Origin of the sequence: Thalassotalea psychrophila (assembly GCF_031583595.1) — a bacterium.
Taxonomy (GTDB): domain Bacteria; phylum Pseudomonadota; class Gammaproteobacteria; order Enterobacterales; family Alteromonadaceae; genus Thalassotalea_A; species Thalassotalea_A psychrophila.
In genome coordinates this window covers 4,107,070-4,128,678 of the sequence record NZ_CP134145.1, presented here as the reverse complement: position 1 = coordinate 4,128,678, position 21,609 = coordinate 4,107,070, and the positions used below count along the sequence as shown (strand labels likewise).

The following is a 21,609-nucleotide window of genomic DNA, read 5'->3' as shown; positions in this document are numbered from 1 at the left end:
CATTTAATAGTTAAGAGAGAAGGATTAACTTATGCGCCATCGTAAAAGCGGCCGCCAGTTAAACCGTAATAGCAGTCATCGCCAGGCGATGTTCCGCAATATGGCAAGTTCTCTAGTTAAGCACGGTGTTATTAAAACTACTGTTGCTAAAGCTAAAGAACTACGTCGCGTTGTTGAGCCATTAATTACAATGGCTAAAACAGATAGCGTTGCAAATCGTCGTTTGGCATTTGCTCGTACACGCGATCAAGAAGTAGTTGGTTTATTATTTACAGATCTTGGTCCTCGTTACCAAGAACGTCCAGGTGGTTACACTCGCATTTTAAAATGTGGTTTCCGTACTGGTGATAAAGCACCTATGGCTTATATTGAACTTGTTGACCGTCCAGTAACTGAAGAAGTTATTGAAGACGTTGAAGAAGTTTCAGAAGAAGCATAATCGAATTTACATTCGATAAAAAGAGTCCTTCGGGGCTCTTTTTTTTGTCTTAAATTTGTCATTTAACAAATGCACGTTTTGAATTAAGGAGGTCACGTGCCTCGCTTAGGCTCACACAGGATGACGTTGTACTTTTTCAAATTTAGCTGATGCTATGCGTTAATTGTTAACCCGCACCACGTCATTCCTGAGGAGCTTTAGCGACATCAGGGACCTCCATAATTGACAGTGAACCCTTGCTTAATATCGCAGTTTTTACCCCTGTCCTTGACCTTAAACCCCATACACCGTACTGTGGTAAGTCAATTTTCATTAAAGTGAATACAATGTCTGAACGAAATCCAATAATCGCAGTAACTGGTTCATCAGGTGCTGGTACTTCTACCACGCTGGACGCTTTTGAACATATTTTTCGTTCTCTTGGCATTAATGCTGCTATGGTTGAAGGTGATAGTTTCCATCGCTTTACCCGTCCAGAAATGGATCTTGAAAAAAGAAAAGCTAAAGCCGAAGGCTCGAAAGTAAGTTACTTTGGCGATGTAGCTAATGACTTTGATGCCCTAGAAAGTCTGTTTACTGACTTTGGCGAAAAAGGTGTTGGTACTATGCGCCGGTATCTACATACTTTTGACGAAGCAGTACCTTATAACCAGATGCCTGGCACCTTTACGCCATGGGAGCCTCTAGGATCTGATTCAGACCTTTTATTTTATGAAGGTTTGCATGGAGGGGTAGTTACTGAAAAGAATGATGTAGCACGTCATGTGGACCTGCTCATCGGAATGGTACCAATTGTAAATTTGGAATGGATCCAAAAAATTATACGTGACACAAATTCTAGGGGACATTCTAGAGAAGCTGTAACTGAAAGCATTGTCAGAAGTATGGATGATTACTTTTCTTTTATCACCCCGCAATTTTCTAGAACACACATAAATTTCCAAAGAGTTCCGACTGTAGACACATCTAACCCATTTAGTGCTAAGGCTATTCCTACTCAAGATGAAAGTTTTGTAGTAATTCGATTTCGCGAGATGAAAAACGTAGATTTTCCCTTTTACCTTCGCATGATCGATGGTTCATTTATGTCTAGGGTGAATACTCTTGTTGTTCCCGGCGGTAAAATGGGCTTTGCAATGGAGTTAATCCTAAAACCGTTAATTGTTGATATTATGGAAAAGAAAAAAGCGGCGAGCCAGCAAATGGATTGGATGCAGACGTACGATTAGAAACGAGAAACAAAAAATGAGCTCTCTGGCTCATTTTTTATTTCGTACCAACTTGATCAAATTACTTAATCAAATTGATATACCAATAACTTAAGTATTTATGCTTCTACGATTTCAAAGTCATGAGTAATGTTCACTGAAGCGTTTAGCATAAGAGCAACAGAACAGTATTTGTCTGCAGATAGGGAAACAGCTCTGGCTACATGCTTTTCACTTACGCCCGTACCGGTAATAACAAAGTGTAGGTGAATATCTGAAAACAATTTTGGAACGGTTTCCACTCTAGTACCATCAATCTCAACGACACAACCCCTGATATCTTGGCGTGCTTTTTCTAATATGCTAACCACATCTACAGAAGAACAACAGCCTAAAGAAAGTAATACATTTTCTAAAGGGCTTACTGCGTTATTGCCGCCATTGGCATCCATTAAAATACTATGACCACTTTCAGATGTGCCCATAAACATCTCTTCGCCAACCCATTGTACTTTTGCTTGCATGCTTTATTCCTATTTAACTATAATTTTTGAATTAAGTTATTTTACATCATCCCGCCTTAATAACGAATATAAAATATCCACGGTTAAAATATTATTAGAACTAAAGCTCTAACTTTGTCGTATCATTTTTGAGCAACTTAACCGTTAAAAATTACAAACTAACACAGAATTAATAGCCAATAATCGTTAGAATTTTGTTACTTGATTTTAGAGATTATTATTATGCTTTATTTTTTACTGTGTGTTGGTCTATTGATTGCTGGCTATTTCATATATGGAACTTTTGTTGAAAAGGTTTTTGGGCTCGATCGAAATCGTAGGACACCGGCATTAACACAACCTGATGGTGTTGATTATGTGCCAATGTCAAAAGGTAAAGTTTACTTAATACAGCTGCTAAATATTGCCGGTGTTGGTCCAATTTTTGGCCCTATCCTAGGGGCGTTGTACGGTCCGGCTGCAATGATTTGGATTGTTATAGGTTGTATCTTCGGTGGTGCAGTTCATGATTATTTTTCTGGCATGATTTCCGTTCGAAATAATGGTCAGTCTGTACCAAATTTGGCCGGTAAATATTTAGGGAATGGCGCAAAACATTTCATGAATGTGTTTGCGATTATTTTATTGTTACTGGTCGGTGTCGTATTTATATCAGCACCAGCTGGATTACTCGCGAAGTTAACAGGTTTAGATGCTGCTATATTCTTAGGGATCATCTTCGCTTATTACTTAATTGCAACTCTACTACCGGTAGATAAACTAATTGGTCGTTTTTATCCATTCTTTGGCGCACTGCTAGTATTTATGTCTGTGGGCTTAACATTAGCGATAATATTCTCGTCTGAGCATACTTTACTACCTGGGGTAGAAGTTAGCGATTTTATAACTAACTTAAATCCTAATGACATGCCATTATGGCCTGCATTATTCATCACTATTGCTTGTGGCGCAGTTTCTGGCTTTCATGCAACGCAATCACCATTAATGGCACGTTGTATTGAAAATGAAGAAAATGGACGTTTTGTATTTTATGGTGCAATGATTGGAGAAGGGATCATTGCTCTAATATGGTGTGCGCTTGCGTTATCATTTTTTGGAGGTGTTGAAGCCTTGAATACAGCAATGAACGGTAATCCTGCTAATGTAGTTTATGATATTTCTAATGGACTTCTTGGTACTGTAGGTGGATTTTTGGCGATTCTTGGTGTGATTATTTTACCAATTACTTCAGGAGATACTGCGTTTCGTTCTGCTCGTTTGATTTTGTCTGAGTTCTTTAACGTTTCACAAAAGAAATTATCAAAACGATTAATATTAGCATTGCCTTTATTTGCTATTGGTGCAGTTCTAACCCAGGTTGATTTTGGAATTATATGGCGATATTTTGGTGTTGCTAACCAAACCACTGCAGCATTGATGTTGTGGACTGCAGCAGCTTATTTGATGCAACAGCAAAAAAATCACTGGATTTGTACAGTACCAGCGATGTTTATGACGGTTGTTGTCATTGCATTTATCTTTAGTTCAGCAACTCTTGGCTTTGGCTTACCAATAGGTATTTCCACTGTGTCGGCGGCAATAATTACTTTGCTTGCGGCATTCTTCCTATTGAATAGAATGCTTAGGGCTGACAAGTTAGTAACGACAAATTAATTTAGTAAATATTTAAACTAAAATGCCGCAATAAAATATTGCGGCATTTTTTTTGATTAAGTGAAGCAATGCAAATAATTAATTGAGCAAAGAAGTATTGGTGCTCTCGAATATCTTGTCTGCAGATGCAGCAACAAATCCTGTATATAAGTTTCCACAAGCCATTGGGTAGCGTTTAGCAAATTCATAAAAACAGCTAGGGATCTCAACTTCTTTGTCAGAAAATTTAACTTTTATACTGTCAGCCATTGTGGATGATTGTTCTAGAAATACTTGTGCATTTCCTTTTACTTCACCACCAGAGCTATTAAGTTTAAAACCACCATCTTTAACAACGGTATTTACTCTATCAATACACTCAAAGTCATTTAAATGATTAATGCTAACGGTAAAGTGGTTTGCTCTATAACCCCAAGCAGCTAACCATGCAGCGTATTCGCTTTCATTTAATAGTGTTTTGTATTCGTCGTAGCTAATTTCCCAGTGCGTACCAGAGAATAGAAAGTTGCTATCTGTAGTAACACTACTATCCATTTTAGCAACGATACGATTAATAATAGCTTGCACTTCAGTTGAAAACTCTTCAACGATTAACTCACTAATAAATACCTTCGGCAAAGTGTCATCAGGATGCTCGAAATGTTTAGCATTAAGTTTTTTTGCTTTAAATTCATATTGACCACATTCTGTATAGCCTAGATTTAAAAGGTGAGCTGACAGTTTATCTATATTAACTTTTTCAATATTGAATGTGCGGTATGCAACATGATCGTTTATTAAATCATTACCTGCACCTAGTAATTGATGTACTTTATCCGCAGATGGAGTAACTGCTAAGTATTGTTGCCAGATGTTTTCAAAAAGTTCTGTAACTTGTTTTTTCATGGTGGACCCTTCAAATCGTTAGATTGAATTAATTAAAATAATTTGGTAATAGAGGGCGAAAGGTTTACGACTGCGGGGAAAACACGAGGTTAATTACCCTGCGAAGGTGTATCCTTCGCCAGGTTATTAAATGTTATCGATAGCTTTGAAAAAGCAAGGGCGTAGCCCTGCAATTTGTAATATGTACGATAAGTTAAGCATTAAAACGTTAAACCAGTTAGATTGATAAGCCAGGGCTTAATTGTGCTGGCAATTGTACTTTATCTGCTTCTACAGAAGCAACTGGGAAAGCACAATAGTCAGCGGCATAATAAGCGCTCGCTCTGTGATTACCACTGTCGCCAATACCGCCAAATGGAGCTGCACCACTTGCTCCGGTAATTGGTTTGTTCCAATTAACTATGCCTGCACGAATACGTTTAAAGAAGTGATTGTAAAGTTCTTCACTGTCACTTAACAACCCGGCAGATAAACCAAAGCTAGTGTTATTCGCTTCTTTAATGGCACTATCAAAATCATCATAACGATAAACTTTTAATAAAGGACCAAAGTGTTCTTCATCAGGCATATTTTCAATTGCTGTAACATCGACAATGCCAGGAGAAACAAAGCCAGTACCTGGTTTTATATGGGTTAGCTCTACTAAAGAGGTGCCACCAATTTCCACAAGTTGATTGTGAGCCGCAACTAAACCTAATGCTGCGCGTTCAGAAATCATTGAACCAATAAACGGCTGTTCTTCATCGTTAAAGTAACCGATTTTTATAGCTTTAGTCGCACTGATAAGTTTTGCTAAAATAGCATCGCCAGTGGCATTGTTTTCGATAAACAATCTTCTTGCACAAGTACAACGTTGCCCTGTAGTTATAAAGGCAGATTGAATAATATCGTGTACAACGGCATCAACATCAGATACATCTTTAACGATTAGAGGATTATTACCGCCCATTTCTAACGCTAAAATTTTACCTGGTTTGTCGGCAAATTGTTGATGCAATAACTTGCCTGTAGTTGAACTACCGGTAAAGAATAAACCATCAATGCCATTATGACTTGCCAATGCTTTTCCAGTTTCTATTTCACCCTGTACAAGGTTAATTACGCCCGCTGGTAATTCAGCTTTTTCCCAAAGCTTAAGCATTAACTCAGCAACCATTGGCGTTAATTCTGAAGGTTTAAATACCACAGTATTACCGGCAATTAGTGCTGGCACGATATGACCATTGGGTAAATGACCAGGGAAATTGTATGGACCAAATACGGCTACAACACCATGAGGTTTATGACGAATAAAAGCTTTCGCACCAGGAATAGGGTTTTCAACAGTACCAGTTCTATCGTTATAGGCTTTAATAGATAAGTTAACTTTACCAATCATTGCACCTGCTTCAGTACGAGTTTCCCAGATAGGTTTGCCCGTTTCTTGTGCTATGGCTAAGGCCATTTCTTCTTTGTGTTCAGTCAGAATATCCATATAACGCTTAATTACTACAAGGCGCTCATCTACACTAGCAAACCCCCACTCTTCAAAAGCATTGCGAGCACTATTAATAGCAACATCAACTTGCTCTAGCGAAGCCGATTCACCTTGCCAAATTACTTCATTCAATGCAGGGTTTAATGAATTCATTTTGTGACCTTGGCCTGGTTGCCATTGTCCGTTAATAAATTGTACAGAATTTGTCATTTTTTACCTCTCGCTGATTAAACAGCAATTAACTTTTTGCAACTCTTACAAAATCACCATCAGTAATTTGTAAAGCTTCCGCAGTTTTTTGATCAATGATTGCAGTGTTGTCATCTTGATTAATTTCAATTGGCATTTGAACCGCCCTGAAATTTTTCACTTTAGTGTTGCATATCATTGCTTTAGTTGTACCTTGCACCTCACCTACCTGCACTTTTAAGCGCATTGAGTTACGTACAGTTTTAATAGTTTTAAGCTCTGCTTCTACAGTCGGACCGGCGTCAAAAATATCAACATAACCTCGATTAACGAAACCTTCATTTTCAAGTAAACGTAGTGCAGGTACCGTATATTGATGCACTTGACCGATAACTTTTTGCGCTTCTTTACTTAATAAACTTACATAAATAGGGTATTTAGGCATTAGTTCTGCAATAAACTCTTTTTTACCAATGCCTGTTAAATAATCAGCAGTAGGGAAGTCTAGTGAAAAGAAGTGCTCTTCTAACCATTGCCAAAATGGCGAATTACCATTTTCATCAGATACACCACGCATCTCAGCGATTATCGTATTGTTGAAACGCTTGGTATGTTCAGCCATAAATAACATGCGGCATTTAGACAAAAATCGGCCATTGTTATTTACTCGGTAATTATCTCGCAAATAAAGAGTACAAAGTTCAGAAGTGCCGGTGTAATCATTATTTAACGTCAAGGTTTCAACAGTGTTATGAATATTCAGCTCACGAGAAGAATGAACAACTTTACCTACATGGTAATGATAAAAAGCATCGTGTAAGCCAACCGCAGTTTCGATGGCTGTAGTACCGACGACTTCACCGGTTGCAGTGTCTTCCATTACAAAAAGGTAGCCTTCATCGCCACAGTTTTCTATCGCAGTATGAAATGATTTAGTCGCACGATTTATACGACTAAGTAAAAGCTCTTCATTAACTGGAAGCGAAGTAAAACCATGTCCTGACTCCACCGCAATTTGGTGTAAAACATCGTAATCACTATTTCGAATAGGACGGATGATGATCATAGAGTATTCTCTTTAAAGTTCGTTGAAATGGGTTAAGGAAATCCTTAACCTTTTACAATACTTGCAACCGCTTTTTCAAAGCGAAGTAAGCCTTCAGCAATATCAGCATCAGGAATTACTAGAGAAGGAGCAAAGCGAACTATACTTGCACCAGCAACTAAAGACATTAGGCCTTCAGACATTGCTGCATTAAGGAATTCTTTAGCTCTACCTTGGTAGTCATCAGTTAGTACTGCACCAATTAATAAACCTTTACCACGAATTTCCTTAAAGACATTATATTTTTCATTGATATTGTTTAAACCATCTTTAAAAATAGTGGCTTTTGTTAATACACCAGCTAAAACTGCAGGATCGTTTACAGTATCAAAAGCGGCTTCAGCAACAGCACATGCAAGCGGGTTACCGCCATAAGTACTACCATGAGTACCAATTTTTAAATGCTTGGCGATTTCTGTTGTTGTTAACATTGCGCCAATAGGGAAACCACCACCTAACGCTTTTGCCGTAGTTAGGATATCGGGAGTTACATTTAACCCCATATAAGCATATAGGTCGCCAGTTCGGCCAACACCTGTTTGTACTTCATCAAAGACTAATAAAGCGTTATGTTGATCACATAGATCACGTACACCTTGAATAAATTCATTAGTAGGAGAAATAATTCCGCCTTCACCTTGTAATGGTTCCATTACAACTGCACAGGTTTTATCAGAAATAAGCTCTTTTACAGAGTCTAAATTATTATATTCAGCATGAAATACATCGCCTGGTTTTGGACCGAAACCATCAGAGTATGCTGCTTGCCCGCCAACAGTTACAGTGAAAAATGTTCTGCCATGGAAACCTTGTTTAAAAGCGATAATTTCAGTCTTGTCTGCTCCATGAACATCTAATGCCCAACGACGAGCAAGTTTTAATGCTGCTTCATTTGATTCTGCACCCGAGTTAGCAAAATATACTTTTTCGGCAAAAGTACTATCAACAAGTTTTTTAGCAAGACGAAGAGCTGGTTCGTTAGTCATTACATTAGATAAATGCCAAAGTTTTTCGCCTTGGGTTTTTAATGCTTCAACTAATGCCGGGTGACAATGGCCTAAACAGTTAACAGCGATACCACCAGCAAAGTCGATATATTCATTGTTATCTTGGTCCCAAACCCTTGAACCTTTACCGCGTACAGGAATTACTGCAGAAGGTGAATAGTTAGGCACCATTACTTGATCAAATAAATCACGATTTGCTGAATTTTGTTCTGTCATACTCTAGATCCTCGTTTTAAAATGCTAAATGTTGAATACGTTGTTTATGTTAATTTCTCTATTAACGTATAGGCTCAACTAAAATTGAGTGAATATTATGCCAGAAAAAATTACATTTGTCTTGAATGAAATCTCTTGCAAGCCAGTTAAAATAAGGGGTTGCAAGGTTTTATTCAATATTTATGCATAACTATACTTGTTAAAGGAATGTTTACTAACACTTTAGATATTAATTGCTAATTAACAATTATAGTCGGTTAGCAGGGGGAGGTTTAGTGATTTAGTAAAGTATCAATTGTAGCTAGTTGCTCGACTGAAATATCGATAAATTTTAAACCTAACAGAAATTGATTTTGAGATATGCGACGGTTTACAACTAAGCGTACTGTAAATAGGTCAACATTATTATCGGTTAGCTGTATTTTAAATTGTGTTGGGTGAGTGCCTTGCTCTAAAATGAGATCAACAGAAGTTTTATCTACACTTAGTTGGATGCCTGAACGGGATAAATTGACAGCCGTACTTTCTATATTGAGCTCACTAGTTGTTAAGACGATAGATACAGAAAAACTTACATCTTTTCTAGGATGAAATCTTCTTTCAATCGACATAGTGCTACTCAGTTGTTGTTTTTATTATAGTTATACTTTAACAAATCTAATGACAATGTAACTACTTTAATTTGTACTTAAGTTTAAAAAGTTATTAAGCAGTTGGTGACCCTGTTCTGTAAGGATTGATTCAGGGTGAAACTGTACGCTCATTATAGGCAGATTTTTATGAGCAATCCCCATTATCTCATCAACGTCGCCTTGCTTTGTTTCAGTCCACGCGGTGATGATTAAATCATCAGGTAATAACTGTTTGTTTACCACAAGCGAATGATAACGAGTTACTTGCAAAGGATTATTGAGCCCCTTGAATAAGCTTTCGTTGTTGTGTTTTATTAATGATGTTTTACCATGCATAACTTTTTTAGCTCTTTCAACAACTCCACCAAAGTGCTGAGCAATACATTGGTGCCCCAAGCATACGCCTAAAATAGGGATTAATCCTGAAAATTGAGCAATGATATCTAATGAAATGCCTGCACTCGTTGGATCACCTGGACCAGGGGAAATAACTATGTGATCGGGAGCCATTGAGCGTATTTGGTCGATAGTTATTTCATCATTTCTAACCACATTTACTTCTTCACCTAAGTGCTGAAAATAATGCACTAAATTAAAGGTGAAAGAATCGTAATTATCGATCATTAAAAGCATGTAAGGTCCTAAAGCTTGCTAAGAGGAATTTTTATTAAGCGGGCTTATTATAACTTCAAGTTAGAATATTGAGGAGCAGTTTGTTTACTTATTATTTCAACCTTATCACCAATTTTGATAGAGCCTTCATTTAATGCGATAAGATTTTGGCCAAAATAAATTTCCTTGTCTTGTGCTTGTCTAAACTTCTTTAATGTAGATAGTGGTTCTTTTTGTTTATTACGTTGTCCATTAACTTCATTTACAGTAGTGAATATGCAGCGACTGCAAGGCTTAACAATTTCAAAATTAACATCTCCAATTCTAATTTTATGCCAGCCATCCTCGGCAAAGTCTAAACACTGTGATACAACTAAATTTGGTCTAAATTGTGCCATCGTCACAGGTTGCTTTAATCTGTTATTTAATGCATTTAGTGATGCTTCACTAATTAGCAATAAAGGATAACCATCGGCAAAACTTAATTTATGTTCATAGCCTAATACGCTTCGATGTGAGTGCTCACCAAGATAATATACTTTGCATGAAAAATTTAAATACATTGAAAACCAATGGTCGATCTTGTCATCACAATGTTGAGCAGATATTTGATCATTCCAAACTTGTACATTTTGATATGTTTTAGAGAAGTTCGCATAAAAAATGGCTAACTCTGGCATCCCTGGTGCGTTTAAGATTAGTCCTGCTGAAGTAATCTTACTCTCAACTAAGACTAGAGAAGATTTTGTTCTGCCAGTAATAAACTTGCCGTTTAAATCCGTGATGACAAAATTTCGATCGAGCTCTAAACCTGTATCTTTTACTAATGCTCTGTTAAGAGATACGCCCTTGATTGATTTGATTGGGTAAGTATTTATATTAGTTAAAATTGCAGATGACATAGTTTTTTATTACCAATAATAATTTGTTTAGAAGTTTATCCTAATTTAGTTATAAATATTAATAAATTAACCGATACTTAAGTTATAATGCTTACATATTTTTAAATTAGAATAAGTAACCGAAATTAATGGCAAAGCAAGGTAAAAATAATAATATCTCAATAAGTTTATTATTGCCGTTGTTAGCGTCAATTGTTGCTATTACCCCGCTTGCTGTCGATTTATACCTTCCTGCAATGCCAATTATCGCTCAATATTTTAATAGCTCAATTGCTGCGGTACAAAATTCGTTGAGTGTATATTTAGCTGGTTATGCGTGTGGTCTGATCCTGTTTGGCCCTCTGGCTGATATTATTGGTAGACGAAAACTTGCTATCTTTGGATTAAGTTTTTTCTCGATAATATCTTTTGCAATTCCGTTATCGCAAACAATTGATCAATTTATTTGGTTAAGATTTGCCCAAGCGTTTTGTGGTAGTGCAGCTACTGTAGTCGTACCTGGTATTATCAGACAATTTTATGGAGCCAATACTGCAAAAGGAATGTCATATGTGAGTATGATCATGATGTTTGCTCCTATGCTTGCACCCACTATAGGTAGTGCCATTTTAGTGATTGCAAACTGGCAGGCAATGTTTTATTTCCTTGGTGTATATTCGTTAATTATTTTAATCGCTAGTGTTACAAAATTACCTGAGATGGTCAGAAATGATGGTCCTGGCATTGAAAAAGTTTCATTTTTTGGTAACTATAAAGTTGTGCTTTCTAATAAAGCTGCACGTAAATACATCCTCAGTTCAATGCTGGTGTCTCTTGCTTTTTTTGCTTACTTAACAGCAATACCATTCGTTTATCTTGAAGTGTATAAAACCAGCGAGTTTGTTTTTAGCTTCTTATTTGGTATTAATGTAGTTGCGCTTATGATGGCGCAGCTAATTAATACTCGTTGTGTGGGTAAATATGGTTCAGAAAAAATGCTTTTGTCTGGCCTTTTAGTCGCCCTTATTTCAGCAGTAACTTTAGTGGTTGTAAATATTCTTGAGCTGTCTTTATTTTGGACTGTCATTACGATAATGCCTTTAATGGGCAGTATTTCACTGATAGCAGTTAATGCTGACTCGTTAATATTACTCACTTTTGCGAATCAAACTGGTACTGCGACAGCGGTAATTGGCACCCTTAGATTTGGTATAGGAGCATTAGCAGGACCTATATTAGCCTTTTTCCATACAGATTCCGCACTACCTTTTACTGTATTGATGCTAACTTCAATTATCCTCGTTGGTTTATGCCAATATTCACCGTTAAAACGTAAGTTATAGTTTTAAAGCTTACCAACCGATTTTTGCTTAAAGATGATGTTTTTATGTTTACTGCCTAAAAACTTGCCTTTGGTTACATTTTGATAACAAAAAATAACAAACTTTTTTTTCTCAATTGGTTAAAAATAAACCGTTTTAAATTAACCACCTATTAACATCAACTGCTTGTAAGTTGTTTTTTACAGTTAACGTCTGGTTGTTATTTGTACAATTCAGTTGACCTCAGTACAATTTTTATCATACATTTCACACTTGAAAACAATAATAAAATACGGCTTATTAAAATAACCGGCTTAAGAGTGTTTCTTCTGCAAGTGTTATTTTATAAGGGTTTTGTAATTAGTTAGAGAAAGCGTATTCGGTTTTTAAATAAATTGTTTAAGCAGTTAATTTGTTTTTAATCAGTGGTCTACGATAACTTTCCTAGTTTGCAGAGCTGTCATTTGAAATTTGCGTGTTGATAAATAAAAATAACATAAAAATAATAATAGACAATTTAATGCGTTAGGGTGTGTTGTAGATTTCACTTTTGTGGAGTCTTAATGTTTTACCAGTCAAAGAGTTATTTAAACTCATATTTTAGTATGAGTATTTTCAAGTTTGGTGTTGAAATCAACATCAAGTCACTACTTGTTATCTTCAGTCTCTTCTTAATACTGATAACTTCAGTATTCTCGCCTAAAGTTTTTGCAAAAAAAGATTTAGTTCAAGGCCAAATAATTGTAAAACCTAAACCCGGTGTTTCGACTAAAAAATTTAGTAAACTATTGAAAGAGCTAAATTTAAAATCAATAAAAAAATTCAAAAAAATAAACTCTGAACTGGTAGCTGTTCAGACGGGTGAAGAACATCAGTGGGTAGAAAGTTTAAATCAACACCCACTTGTTGATTATGCTGAAGTTGACCAGCGAGTAAATATTAGTGAAATTTCAGCCAATGATGCTTATTACAGTAATGCTTGGCACTTAGCCAAAATTAATATGCCAACAGTTTGGGAATCAACTAAGGGAAACAGTATTGTTGTTGCCGTGTTAGATTCTGGTGTAAATAGCGCACATAGCGATTTACAAGGTAGAGTGTTGTCTGGATATAACTCTGCCTCTGATAACAATGACACAAGTGATATTAATGGCCATGGAACTATGGTCGCCGGAACGGTTGCTGCTTCGAGTAATAATAATATAGGCGTAACTTCTGTCGCTTGGGAAGCAAAAATCTTACCTGTGCGAGTAACTAATGATCCGGCAGGAAGTGCAAGTCTTAGTGTTATTGCTAAAGGTATTACTTGGGCAGCAGATAATGGTGCCGATATTGTTAATATTAGTTTTGACGCATACGACAGTTATTCAATCGACAGCGCTGCCAATTATTTTCGCTCTAAAGGTGGCTTAGTTGTTATTTCTGCCGGAAACAGTGGCACTCAACTTAATTGTTCTCAAAAAGAAGCTATTATCGTTGTTTCGGCTACTACTAAATCTGATTCATTAGCGAGTTGGTCAAATTACGGAAATTGTGTCGATGTTTCTGCGCCAGGGGAACGTATTTACACTACCTCAAAGAGTGGCGGTTATAAGGAAGCTAGTGGCACCTCGTTTGCAGCTCCCGTAACCGCTGGGGTTCTTGCTGTTCTTAAGGCGTACAAACCAAATATTTCGATAACTGATTTAGAGAGCGCACTAACAGAAGGAGCAGATGATAGTGTTCATCAAGGCGACTATTCAGCAAAATTTGGTCATGGTCGGGTCGATGCTCTTGCATCTTTAAATGAAATTAGCGGTTCAAATACGGTCGATCAAATTGCCCCTACTGTTACTATCACTTCTCCAACACAAGCGGATTTGTTAAGTAACGACTTTATTGTAAAAGTAACTGCCCAAGATGATGTAGGTCTAGATAACGTCGAATTATTTGTCGATGGCATCTCTTTAGGTACAGATAATCAACTTCCTTATGAATTTTTTATTGAACAGCAATCTTACTCCGGATCTAATATAAGTATTCATGCTGTAGCTGCTGATCTAGCCGGTAATTTAGCGAGTTCAGATTCTATCAATGTCGACGTAGCTATTGTGCCTTTAGATTCAGATGATGATGGGGTTATTGATAGTGAAGACGCCTTTCCAAATGATGCAACTGAAACTAAAGATTCAGATAATGATGGCGTAGGTGATAACGCCGACGCCTTTCCTAACGATGCAACTGAAACTAAAGATTCAGATAATGATGGCGTAGGTGATAACGCCGACGCCTTTCCTAACGATGCAACTGAAACGAAAGATTCAGATAACGACAGTGTAGGTGATAACGCCGACGCCTTTCCAAACGATGCAACTGAAACTAAAGATTCAGATAATGATGGCGTAGGTGATAACGCCGACGTCTTCCCAAACGATGCAACTGAAACGCAAGATTCAGATAACGACAGTGTAGGTGATAACGCCGACGCATTTCCAAATGATGCTAGTGAAACAAAAGATTCAGATAATGATGGTGTAGGTGATAACGCCGACGCCTACCCAAATGATCCCACTAAAACAGTATTAGGCACTGAACCAGAAACTCCGACTGAACCGGATCCTGAACCAGAGCCGCCGGTTCAACCAGAGCCTGAACCAGAAACTCCAACTGAACCAGAACCTGAGCCAGAGCCTCCGGTTCAACCAGAGCCTGAAACTCCAACTCAACCAGAGCCTGAAGAAGAGGGGAAAGATAACTCTGGAAGCGAGTTACCAGATCAAAATCAAGAAGATTCAACTAATGGCGCTGACGAGGGTACAGCAAGCGGCTCTGATGATAATCAGGATGAAACAAATTCTAATAACAATAATACCTCACCTACTAATGATGAAATATCAGATTCATCTGAAAGTAGCGGTGGTTCTCTATATTTTTTAATTTTATTTATATTATTAGGAGGAACTAGAAAGTGTTCTTTAAAAAATCAATTAAAACAATAATAAACAAATCCGTATTAACGCTAGGTGTAATTACAGCATCAATGTCTTTAACCGTAAGTGCGGAAAATAAGTGGGCTCCTGGAGAAATACTTATATCAGCAAAACCAGGTGTAAGTGAAGCTAAATTAGAGAAGTTGCTTTCAAAGTATCAGGGAAAATTTAAAAAAACATTAAAGATGAAGCACGGTAACGTTAAATTAGTATCGGTACCTGAAAAAAATGAAAAAGGCATAATTACCGCTTTAAAACATAACCCTTTAATAGATTTTGTTGAATTAAACCATATTGTAGAATTGACTGAGATCACAGCTAATGATCAGTATTATTCTAACGCATGGCATTTGGCGAAGATGAAATTACCGTTAGCTTGGGAAGAGTCAAAAGGGAGCAGTGTAGTTGTTGCAGTTCTAGATTCTGGCGTGAAAAGTGATCATGTTGATTTAAATGGGCAAATTTTATCAGGTTACAATACCGCAAGTGATAATACCGACACTACGCCAATAAACAAACATGGTACGCTAGTTGCTGGTGTCATTGCGGCATTGAGTGATAATGGCACAGGGGTAACATCTATAGCTTGGGATAGTAAAATATTACCTATTCGAGTGACAAATCAAACATCAGGTTCAGCTACAATAAGTGATATAGCTCAAGGTTTACTCTGGGCATCAGATCATGGTGCAGATATTGCTAATGTAAGTTACAAAATCCCTAACAGTACCACCTTTAGTACCGCATCCCAGTATTTTTATAATAATGGTGGGTTAGTAGTTAATTCTGCAGGCAATGATGGTACTGATTTAAATTGTAGTGATAATAGTAAAATTATCCATGTATCGGCAACTGACACTAGTGATAACAGGACTAGTTGGTCTGACTATGGTAATTGTATCGACGTTGCAGCGCCGGGGGCAGGAATATATACCACTTCATCTAGTGGCGGTTACTCTACTGCGAGTGGTACTTCTTTTTCAGCGCCTGCTACAGCTGCTGTATTGGCTTTGATGAAATCTAAATATCCACATTTTTCAAATATTGAGCTTGAAAATCTATTAGAGTCTTCTGCAGATAAAAGCAAAAATGGTGGAAGTTTCAATAAATATTATGGTCATGGCCGTGTTGATGCATACGCAGCTTTATCTGCAAATGCTCCTGAACCGGTTGTAGATCAGACTCCTCCGACAGTTGTGATCACATCTCCAAGTGATAACTCAACTAATAGCGGTCAAATAGTTGTAACTGTTAATGCTCAAGATGATGTAGAAGTTAATAAAGTTGAACTATATATAGCTGGTAATTTAGTAGCAACAGATGTTTCATTGCCGTATGAATTCAATGTAGATACTACAGCATTTAGTGATGGTGATATTTACTTAAACGCAATGGCATATGATTCATCAAATAATATTGCTAATAGTAGCGAAGTATTAATATCGTTACTAAATGCTGCAGAGCCAGAGCCAGAGCCAGAGCCAGAGCCAGAGCCAGAGCCAGAGCCAGAGCCAGAGGATACAACTGAACCGACAGTATCAATAAATAACCCTATCACCAATGACGCTGTAAGTGGTACAGAGACAATTCAAGTAACGGCTCAAGATAACGACGCCGTAGATTATATTGACTTGTATATTGATAACGTATTAAAACAAAGTGTAAGCGGTGCTTCGTTAAGTTATGGTTGGAATACTCGCAAAATCTCTAGCGGAAGTCACATTATTACTGCAATTGCATATGATGTTTCAGGAAATCAAGACCAACAAACAGTAACGGTTAATAAAGCAGAATCTACCAAAGGCTCAAAAGGTCGTAAGAAAAAGTAGTCTTTTTAAATACCCAAAAGCCCTGATATTATTCAGGGCTTTTTATTTCAAGCATTAAATGTGTTATTTAAATATTCGCTTTCTAATAAATAATCCAACTAAGCCTAACCCAAAGATAAATATAACATTAGGCTCAGGGATGTCAGTACAAGGTTCGCTAGTTGTACATGAAGCTATGACAACCTCATCATCAAAAAAACCGTAAAGGTTTATGTGAGAAATTTCGTGGAAATCTCCACTTTCATCGTCATCATTTTCATTACCAACCGTTTTTTTAAACATTACATCAAACCAGTTAAAACTTAAAAAATCTAAATTTAATAAATACCCTATATACTTATCAGGATCAGCTCCTGTAGCGGATTTAAAGGTGAGCATAAATGTGTTGTATGTATCAAAGTAAGTTGGATCAATGGTGAAGTTATTAGGAGAAATTCCGGAGTCAATATCAACATGCTCTTCAAGGAGAACCCAGTTTGTAATATCAAACATTCCATCCCCATTATTTACACTGTTTCCATGACCAGTGTCATTGCCTGTTAATCCTAACTCACAATCAGCCTCGTTAATAAATGCTTCGGTCAAATAAGCATAATCATCAACACACTTTATATGAGAAGAATTAGCGTTAAAGCTCATCATGAATAAAGAAGCCATCACTAGTGATGATGTGTACTTAAATATTTTTATTAATTTAGTCATAAGTATCTCGAAATAAAAAATATGCATGTAGCCGAAGCTAAATGCATATTCTATTCCAAGTTTTTATTTTAAAATAAAAACAAAAGCTTAGCTCAAGGCACTCAAATATAAATTCGAGTGCCAAAAAGCTAGTTGTAAATTTTTGCTACAGTTCTATTCTATTGGACTGATTCTATTTAAATAGCTTTCTCCTATTAATAAATATTCCTAACAATCCGGCTGATAATATTAATAAAGACTGTGGCTCAGGGATTTCTGTACAAGTATGACATTGAGGGTCTACTCCACCATCATCAGGTACCCAATAAACAGAGATATGTGACACGCCTTGATAATTCCAACTGTCTTTTTTGTCATTGTATTTAGCAAACATAGTTTGCCATTCGAAAGTATCTTCACCTTCTGCTAATGTATAACCTACAAACTCATCCGGAGCTGTCCCTGAATTTGCATTAGGACCTTTGAACACTAACATAATAAGAATATCAACTGGCACCACTTCATCTAAAGTAAATATTCCAGCCTGTCCACCTTCGTACTTCGTGACAAATTCCCAGTCAGTATGACCAAACATACCATCATCAGTATTAACCATTAATGGATTAAGAAAATCTTGATCGTCCTCACCAAGTTCACAACCTGTCGTGTTCGTAACATAATTTGTAATATCATCATGCGCTACCTCCGCACATGTTATGTGATCAGCTTGTGAATTAAAGCTCAAACTAGCCAATATAAGTAGTACAGACAAAGAGAATATTTTTCTTAAATTGGAGATCTGTTTCATATTTAATACCTCAACTTTAGTGGTACGTAATGCAAAATCGTAAAATTGTTATTCAGTTAATGCATTATTCATTCCAGTAAAATTAAGGGTAATAAATACATATAGTTACTCGTTTATTTACACATGTTCTTCACTCATTAAGAACAGGGATGTTTAATATTTTGACGATAAAGTTAACTGTAACACTCTTCGTACGACTCATTTCGTACGAAAATTAGTGGATTATAGAATTTTGTTCCATACTTTCAGTTGCTTAGGAGATTGTTTGAGGAAATATATAGATTGTAAAAAAAACTGACATAAAAATTAAACTATTGATTATTCTCTTTTTTTTCTTTTTCTTTTATTTCGCTTTGTTGAATACGCCACTTTTGTAATTCAACGTAGTAACGGTCCCAAATGCAGGGATCACATGCGCCACTTTCACAACATTCGTTACTGTTAGGAGGGGTAGGTTTTTCAAGTAAATCAGACATCGGCTTATGATTCAGCCTGTTGTTTTATATCTGCTTGCTGAATGCGCCATTTTTGCAATTCTGCATAGTAATTATCCCACACACAAGGGCAACAAGAGCCACCACCACAACAGTCATCATCAGCAGGAGGATAAGGTTTTTCTAATAATTTAGTCATATTTTTTTAATGTTACAGAGTGTTTTATGTACGCTATTTTACCTGAATGTTTATTGAGGTAAAAGAGAAGTGGGAAGATATTGAAATTTAGATAATAAAAAACCCTGCATTGCAGGGTTTTAAAAGTAAACTTTGATAGTTTCTAGTTTCTAGTTTCTAGTTTCTAGTTTCTAGTTTCTAGTTTCTAGTCTTTATTACTCTATCTCAGCTAGTTTTTTCTCTAGGTAGTGAATGTTAGCACCACCGCGAGCAAAACCGGCATCATTCATGATGTCTTCTTGTAAGGCGATATTAGTTTTAATACCGTCGATAACTAATTCATCCAAGGCGTTTTTCATGCGAGCAATTGCCACTTCACGAGTTTCACCGTAAGTGATTAGTTTACCAATCATAGAATCATAATGTGGTGGTACTGAATAATCAGTATAAATGTGAGAATCCCAACGTACGCCCATGCCACCTGCAGGGTGGAAACGAGTGATTTTACCCGGTGAAGGGATAAATGTGCGTGGATCTTCAGCATTAATACGGCATTCAATTGCATGACCGTTAACTTTAATATCTTCTTGTTTGATTGTTAATTTTTGACCGGCAGCAACACGAAGTTGCTCTTTGATCAAATCAACACCAGTGATCATTTCAGTTACTGGATGCTCAACTTGAATACGAGTGTTCATTTCAATGAAGTAGAACTCACCATTTTCAAATAAGAATTCAAACGTACCAGCACCGCGGTAATTAATCTCATTACAAGCGTTACAACAACGAGCACCAATTTCAGCACGAAGTTCTTCAGAAATACCTGGTGCTGGCGCTTCTTCAACAACTTTTTGGTGACGACGTTGCATTGAACAGTCACGCTCGGCTAAATGAATTGCACTACCTTGGCCATCGGCAAGAATTTGAATTTCAACGTGACGAGGGTTTTCAAGGAATTTTTCCATGTAAACCATATCATTGTTGAAGGTGTTTCTAGCTTCAGTTTTAGTTAACTGGATTGACTCTAATAAGTCGGCTTCGCTGCGTACAACTCGCATACCACGACCACCACCGCCACCAGAGGCTTTGATGATTACTGGGTAACCTATACGGCGACCATGGGCAATGCTTGCTGCTTCATCGTCTGTAAGCGGACCATCTGAACCTGGTACACAAGGTACGCCGGCAGATTTCATCGCGGCAATAGCAGAAACTTTATCACCCATTAAACGGATGCTATCAGCTAATGGTCCAATAAATGCAAAACCAGAATCTTCAACTTGCTCAGCAAAGTCGGCGTTTTCAGCTAAAAAGCCGTAACCCGGATGAATTGCATCGGCGTTAGTTACTTCTGCTGCAGTAATTAAACGAGGAATGTTTAAGTAACTGTCTAAGGCAGATGCTTTACCAATACAAATAGTTTCGTCTGCTAATAAAACGTGTTTAAGATTTTTGTCAGCAGTAGAATGAACAGCTACGGTTTTAATACCTAGCTCTTTACATGCACGTAATATACGTAATGCAATTTCGCCTCGGTTGGCAATAACTACTTTCTTTAACATGGAATTAACCTTCCTTATCGGGCTTATTCAATTACGAATAGTGGTTGGTCAAATTCAATTGTGTCTTCATTTTCAGCAAGAATTTGTTTAATAACACCAGATTTGTCAGCTTCAATTTGGTTCATCATTTTCATCGCTTCAACAATACATAAAGTATCGCCAGCATTTACGTGTTGACCAACTTCTGCAAATGCAGGAGCTTCTGGAGAAGCCGATGCGTAGAACGTACCAACCATTGGAGAGCGAACAACATGACCTGATAAAACAGCGCCAGCAGGTGCTTCAGCAGGTGCTGCTGCAGGAGCAGCAACTGGAGCTGCTACAGGAGCAGGAGCAGCCATTGCTACAGGAGCTGCAGCTACCATAGGAGCGCCACGACTGATTCGAACTGATTCTTCACCTTCAGAGATCTCTAATTCATTGATCCCAGACTCTTCAACAAGTTCGATTAGTTTTTTAATTTTACGAATATCCATTAGTACACCTTTTAAATGTTTTTTGTAATTTATTTGTTTAGGATTTGGTTTGCTGAATCTAGGGCATATTCATAACCCTTAGCACCCAAACCACATATTACCCCTTCAGCTATATCTGAAAGGTAAGAATGTTGGCGAAACTCTTCACGCTTGTGCACATTAGACAAGTGAACCTCAATAAACGGAATATTTACTGTCAATAGTGCATCACGAAGTGCCACACTGGTATGAGTAAATGCCGCTGGATTGATGATAATAAAATCCACTTTATTATGTGCCTGATGAAGGGCATCTATTAATTCATGCTCTGCATTACTTTGCAGATGCTGTAAATTTATGTTTAAAGATTCAGCTTTAACTTCTAACTTTGTAATAATGTCAGCTAGCGATTGCGAGCCATAAATTTCAGGTTCTCGTTTGCCTAACATATTTAAATTAGGACCATTCATCACTAAAACATTAAACTTTGTCGTCATTTGCAGCTAAATCCATGGTAATTATTATTATTGAAAATACTATCTG

21 protein-coding genes are annotated in these 21,609 nt (G+C 37.1%); 6 read left to right on the top strand and 15 right to left on the bottom strand.

Annotated features, from left to right (window positions below; translation table 11 throughout):
* Positions 1-31 precede the first annotated feature (31 nt).
* Together rplQ and RGQ13_RS17170 are read left to right on the top strand one after the other, a co-directional pair.
* A complete protein-coding gene (rplQ, locus tag RGQ13_RS17175; RefSeq protein ID WP_348390964.1) occupies positions 32-439 on the top strand; it encodes a 50S ribosomal protein L17 in 408 nt (135 codons plus the stop codon).
* Positions 440-765: 326 nt separating this feature from the next.
* Entirely contained in the window at positions 766-1,668 is a 903-nt protein-coding gene (locus tag RGQ13_RS17170) for a phosphoribulokinase (protein WP_348390963.1), read from the top strand.
* Between the two features lie 98 nt (positions 1,669-1,766).
* Here RGQ13_RS17170 and RGQ13_RS17165 read toward each other — a convergent pair whose 3' ends face one another.
* Positions 1,767-2,171 (bottom strand): OsmC family protein, encoded by a 405-nt coding sequence (locus RGQ13_RS17165; RefSeq protein WP_348390962.1) that lies wholly within the window; start codon positions 2,169-2,171, stop codon positions 1,767-1,769.
* A gap of 222 nt (positions 2,172-2,393) precedes the next feature.
* Between RGQ13_RS17165 and RGQ13_RS17160 the strand changes: the two genes are divergently transcribed.
* The gene (locus RGQ13_RS17160; RefSeq protein WP_348390961.1) at positions 2,394-3,824 is read left to right on the top strand and encodes a carbon starvation CstA family protein; all 1,431 of its coding nucleotides are present in this window, start codon (positions 2,394-2,396) and stop codon (positions 3,822-3,824) included.
* Between the two features lie 78 nt (positions 3,825-3,902).
* Here the strand turns inward: RGQ13_RS17160 and RGQ13_RS17155 are convergent, their stop codons facing one another.
* The 7 genes from RGQ13_RS17155 to RGQ13_RS17125 form a co-directional block, all read right to left on the bottom strand.
* Positions 3,903-4,709 carry a DUF1338 domain-containing protein gene (locus tag RGQ13_RS17155; protein ID WP_348390960.1) on the bottom strand — a complete coding sequence of 269 codons (807 nt, stop codon included), beginning with the start codon at positions 4,707-4,709 and terminating at the stop codon, positions 3,903-3,905.
* 217 nt (positions 4,710-4,926) lie between these two features.
* Positions 4,927-6,396: a succinylglutamate-semialdehyde dehydrogenase gene (gene astD, locus RGQ13_RS17150; RefSeq protein ID WP_348390959.1), complete on the bottom strand. Its 1,470-nt coding sequence runs from the start codon at positions 6,394-6,396 to the stop codon at positions 4,927-4,929.
* Between the two features lie 28 nt (positions 6,397-6,424).
* Positions 6,425-7,441, bottom strand: coding sequence for an arginine N-succinyltransferase (gene astA / locus RGQ13_RS17145; protein WP_348390958.1), 1,017 nt, complete (start codon positions 7,439-7,441; stop codon positions 6,425-6,427).
* A gap of 44 nt (positions 7,442-7,485) precedes the next feature.
* Positions 7,486-8,703 (bottom strand): aspartate aminotransferase family protein, encoded by a 1,218-nt coding sequence (locus RGQ13_RS17140; RefSeq protein WP_348390957.1) that lies wholly within the window; start codon positions 8,701-8,703, stop codon positions 7,486-7,488.
* A gap of 272 nt (positions 8,704-8,975) precedes the next feature.
* Positions 8,976-9,314: a PilZ domain-containing protein gene (locus tag RGQ13_RS17135; RefSeq protein ID WP_348390956.1), complete on the bottom strand. Its 339-nt coding sequence runs from the start codon at positions 9,312-9,314 to the stop codon at positions 8,976-8,978.
* Between the two features lie 66 nt (positions 9,315-9,380).
* Positions 9,381-9,968 carry an anthranilate synthase component II gene (locus RGQ13_RS17130; RefSeq protein ID WP_348390955.1) on the bottom strand — a complete coding sequence of 196 codons (588 nt, stop codon included), beginning with the start codon at positions 9,966-9,968 and terminating at the stop codon, positions 9,381-9,383.
* A 47-nt stretch (positions 9,969-10,015) separates the two neighbouring features.
* Positions 10,016-10,849: an MOSC domain-containing protein gene (locus RGQ13_RS17125; RefSeq protein WP_348390954.1), complete on the bottom strand. Its 834-nt coding sequence runs from the start codon at positions 10,847-10,849 to the stop codon at positions 10,016-10,018.
* Positions 10,850-10,977: 128 nt separating this feature from the next.
* On the opposite strand from RGQ13_RS17125, the gene RGQ13_RS17120 reads away from it, so the two are divergent.
* From RGQ13_RS17120 to RGQ13_RS17110, 3 genes are all read left to right on the top strand, one after another.
* Positions 10,978-12,171, top strand: coding sequence for a Bcr/CflA family efflux MFS transporter (locus RGQ13_RS17120; RefSeq protein ID WP_348390953.1), 1,194 nt, complete (start codon positions 10,978-10,980; stop codon positions 12,169-12,171).
* Positions 12,172-12,713: 542 nt separating this feature from the next.
* Positions 12,714-15,128, top strand: a complete 2,415-nt coding sequence (locus RGQ13_RS17115; RefSeq protein ID WP_348390952.1) for a S8 family serine peptidase — start codon at positions 12,714-12,716, stop codon at positions 15,126-15,128.
* Positions 15,098-16,948 carry a S8 family serine peptidase gene (locus RGQ13_RS17110; RefSeq protein ID WP_348390951.1) on the top strand — a complete coding sequence of 617 codons (1,851 nt, stop codon included), beginning with the start codon at positions 15,098-15,100 and terminating at the stop codon, positions 16,946-16,948. Before RGQ13_RS17115 ends, RGQ13_RS17110 begins: the two co-directional genes overlap by 31 nt.
* 63 nt (positions 16,949-17,011) lie before the next feature.
* Here RGQ13_RS17110 and RGQ13_RS17105 read toward each other — a convergent pair whose 3' ends face one another.
* The 7 genes from RGQ13_RS17105 to aroQ form a co-directional block, all read right to left on the bottom strand.
* Positions 17,012-17,650, bottom strand: a complete 639-nt coding sequence (locus tag RGQ13_RS17105) for a PEP-CTERM sorting domain-containing protein (RefSeq protein ID WP_348390950.1) — start codon at positions 17,648-17,650, stop codon at positions 17,012-17,014.
* 172 nt (positions 17,651-17,822) lie between these two features.
* A complete protein-coding gene (locus RGQ13_RS17100) occupies positions 17,823-18,437 on the bottom strand; it encodes a PEP-CTERM sorting domain-containing protein (protein WP_348390949.1) in 615 nt (204 codons plus the stop codon).
* Positions 18,438-18,748: 311 nt separating this feature from the next.
* Positions 18,749-18,913 (bottom strand): oxidoreductase-like domain-containing protein, encoded by a 165-nt coding sequence (locus RGQ13_RS17095; protein ID WP_348390948.1) that lies wholly within the window; start codon positions 18,911-18,913, stop codon positions 18,749-18,751.
* A 4-nt stretch (positions 18,914-18,917) separates the two neighbouring features.
* Positions 18,918-19,070, bottom strand: a complete 153-nt coding sequence (locus RGQ13_RS17090; protein WP_348390947.1) for an oxidoreductase-like domain-containing protein — start codon at positions 19,068-19,070, stop codon at positions 18,918-18,920.
* A 194-nt stretch (positions 19,071-19,264) separates the two neighbouring features.
* Positions 19,265-20,611, bottom strand: coding sequence for an acetyl-CoA carboxylase biotin carboxylase subunit (accC, locus tag RGQ13_RS17085; protein WP_348390946.1), 1,347 nt, complete (start codon positions 20,609-20,611; stop codon positions 19,265-19,267).
* Positions 20,612-20,634: 23 nt separating this feature from the next.
* Positions 20,635-21,087 (bottom strand): acetyl-CoA carboxylase biotin carboxyl carrier protein, encoded by a 453-nt coding sequence (gene accB / locus RGQ13_RS17080; RefSeq protein WP_348390945.1) that lies wholly within the window; start codon positions 21,085-21,087, stop codon positions 20,635-20,637.
* Between the two features lie 29 nt (positions 21,088-21,116).
* A complete protein-coding gene (gene aroQ, locus RGQ13_RS17075) occupies positions 21,117-21,563 on the bottom strand; it encodes a type II 3-dehydroquinate dehydratase (RefSeq protein ID WP_348390944.1) in 447 nt (148 codons plus the stop codon).
* Between the last annotated feature and the right edge of the window lie 46 nt (positions 21,564-21,609).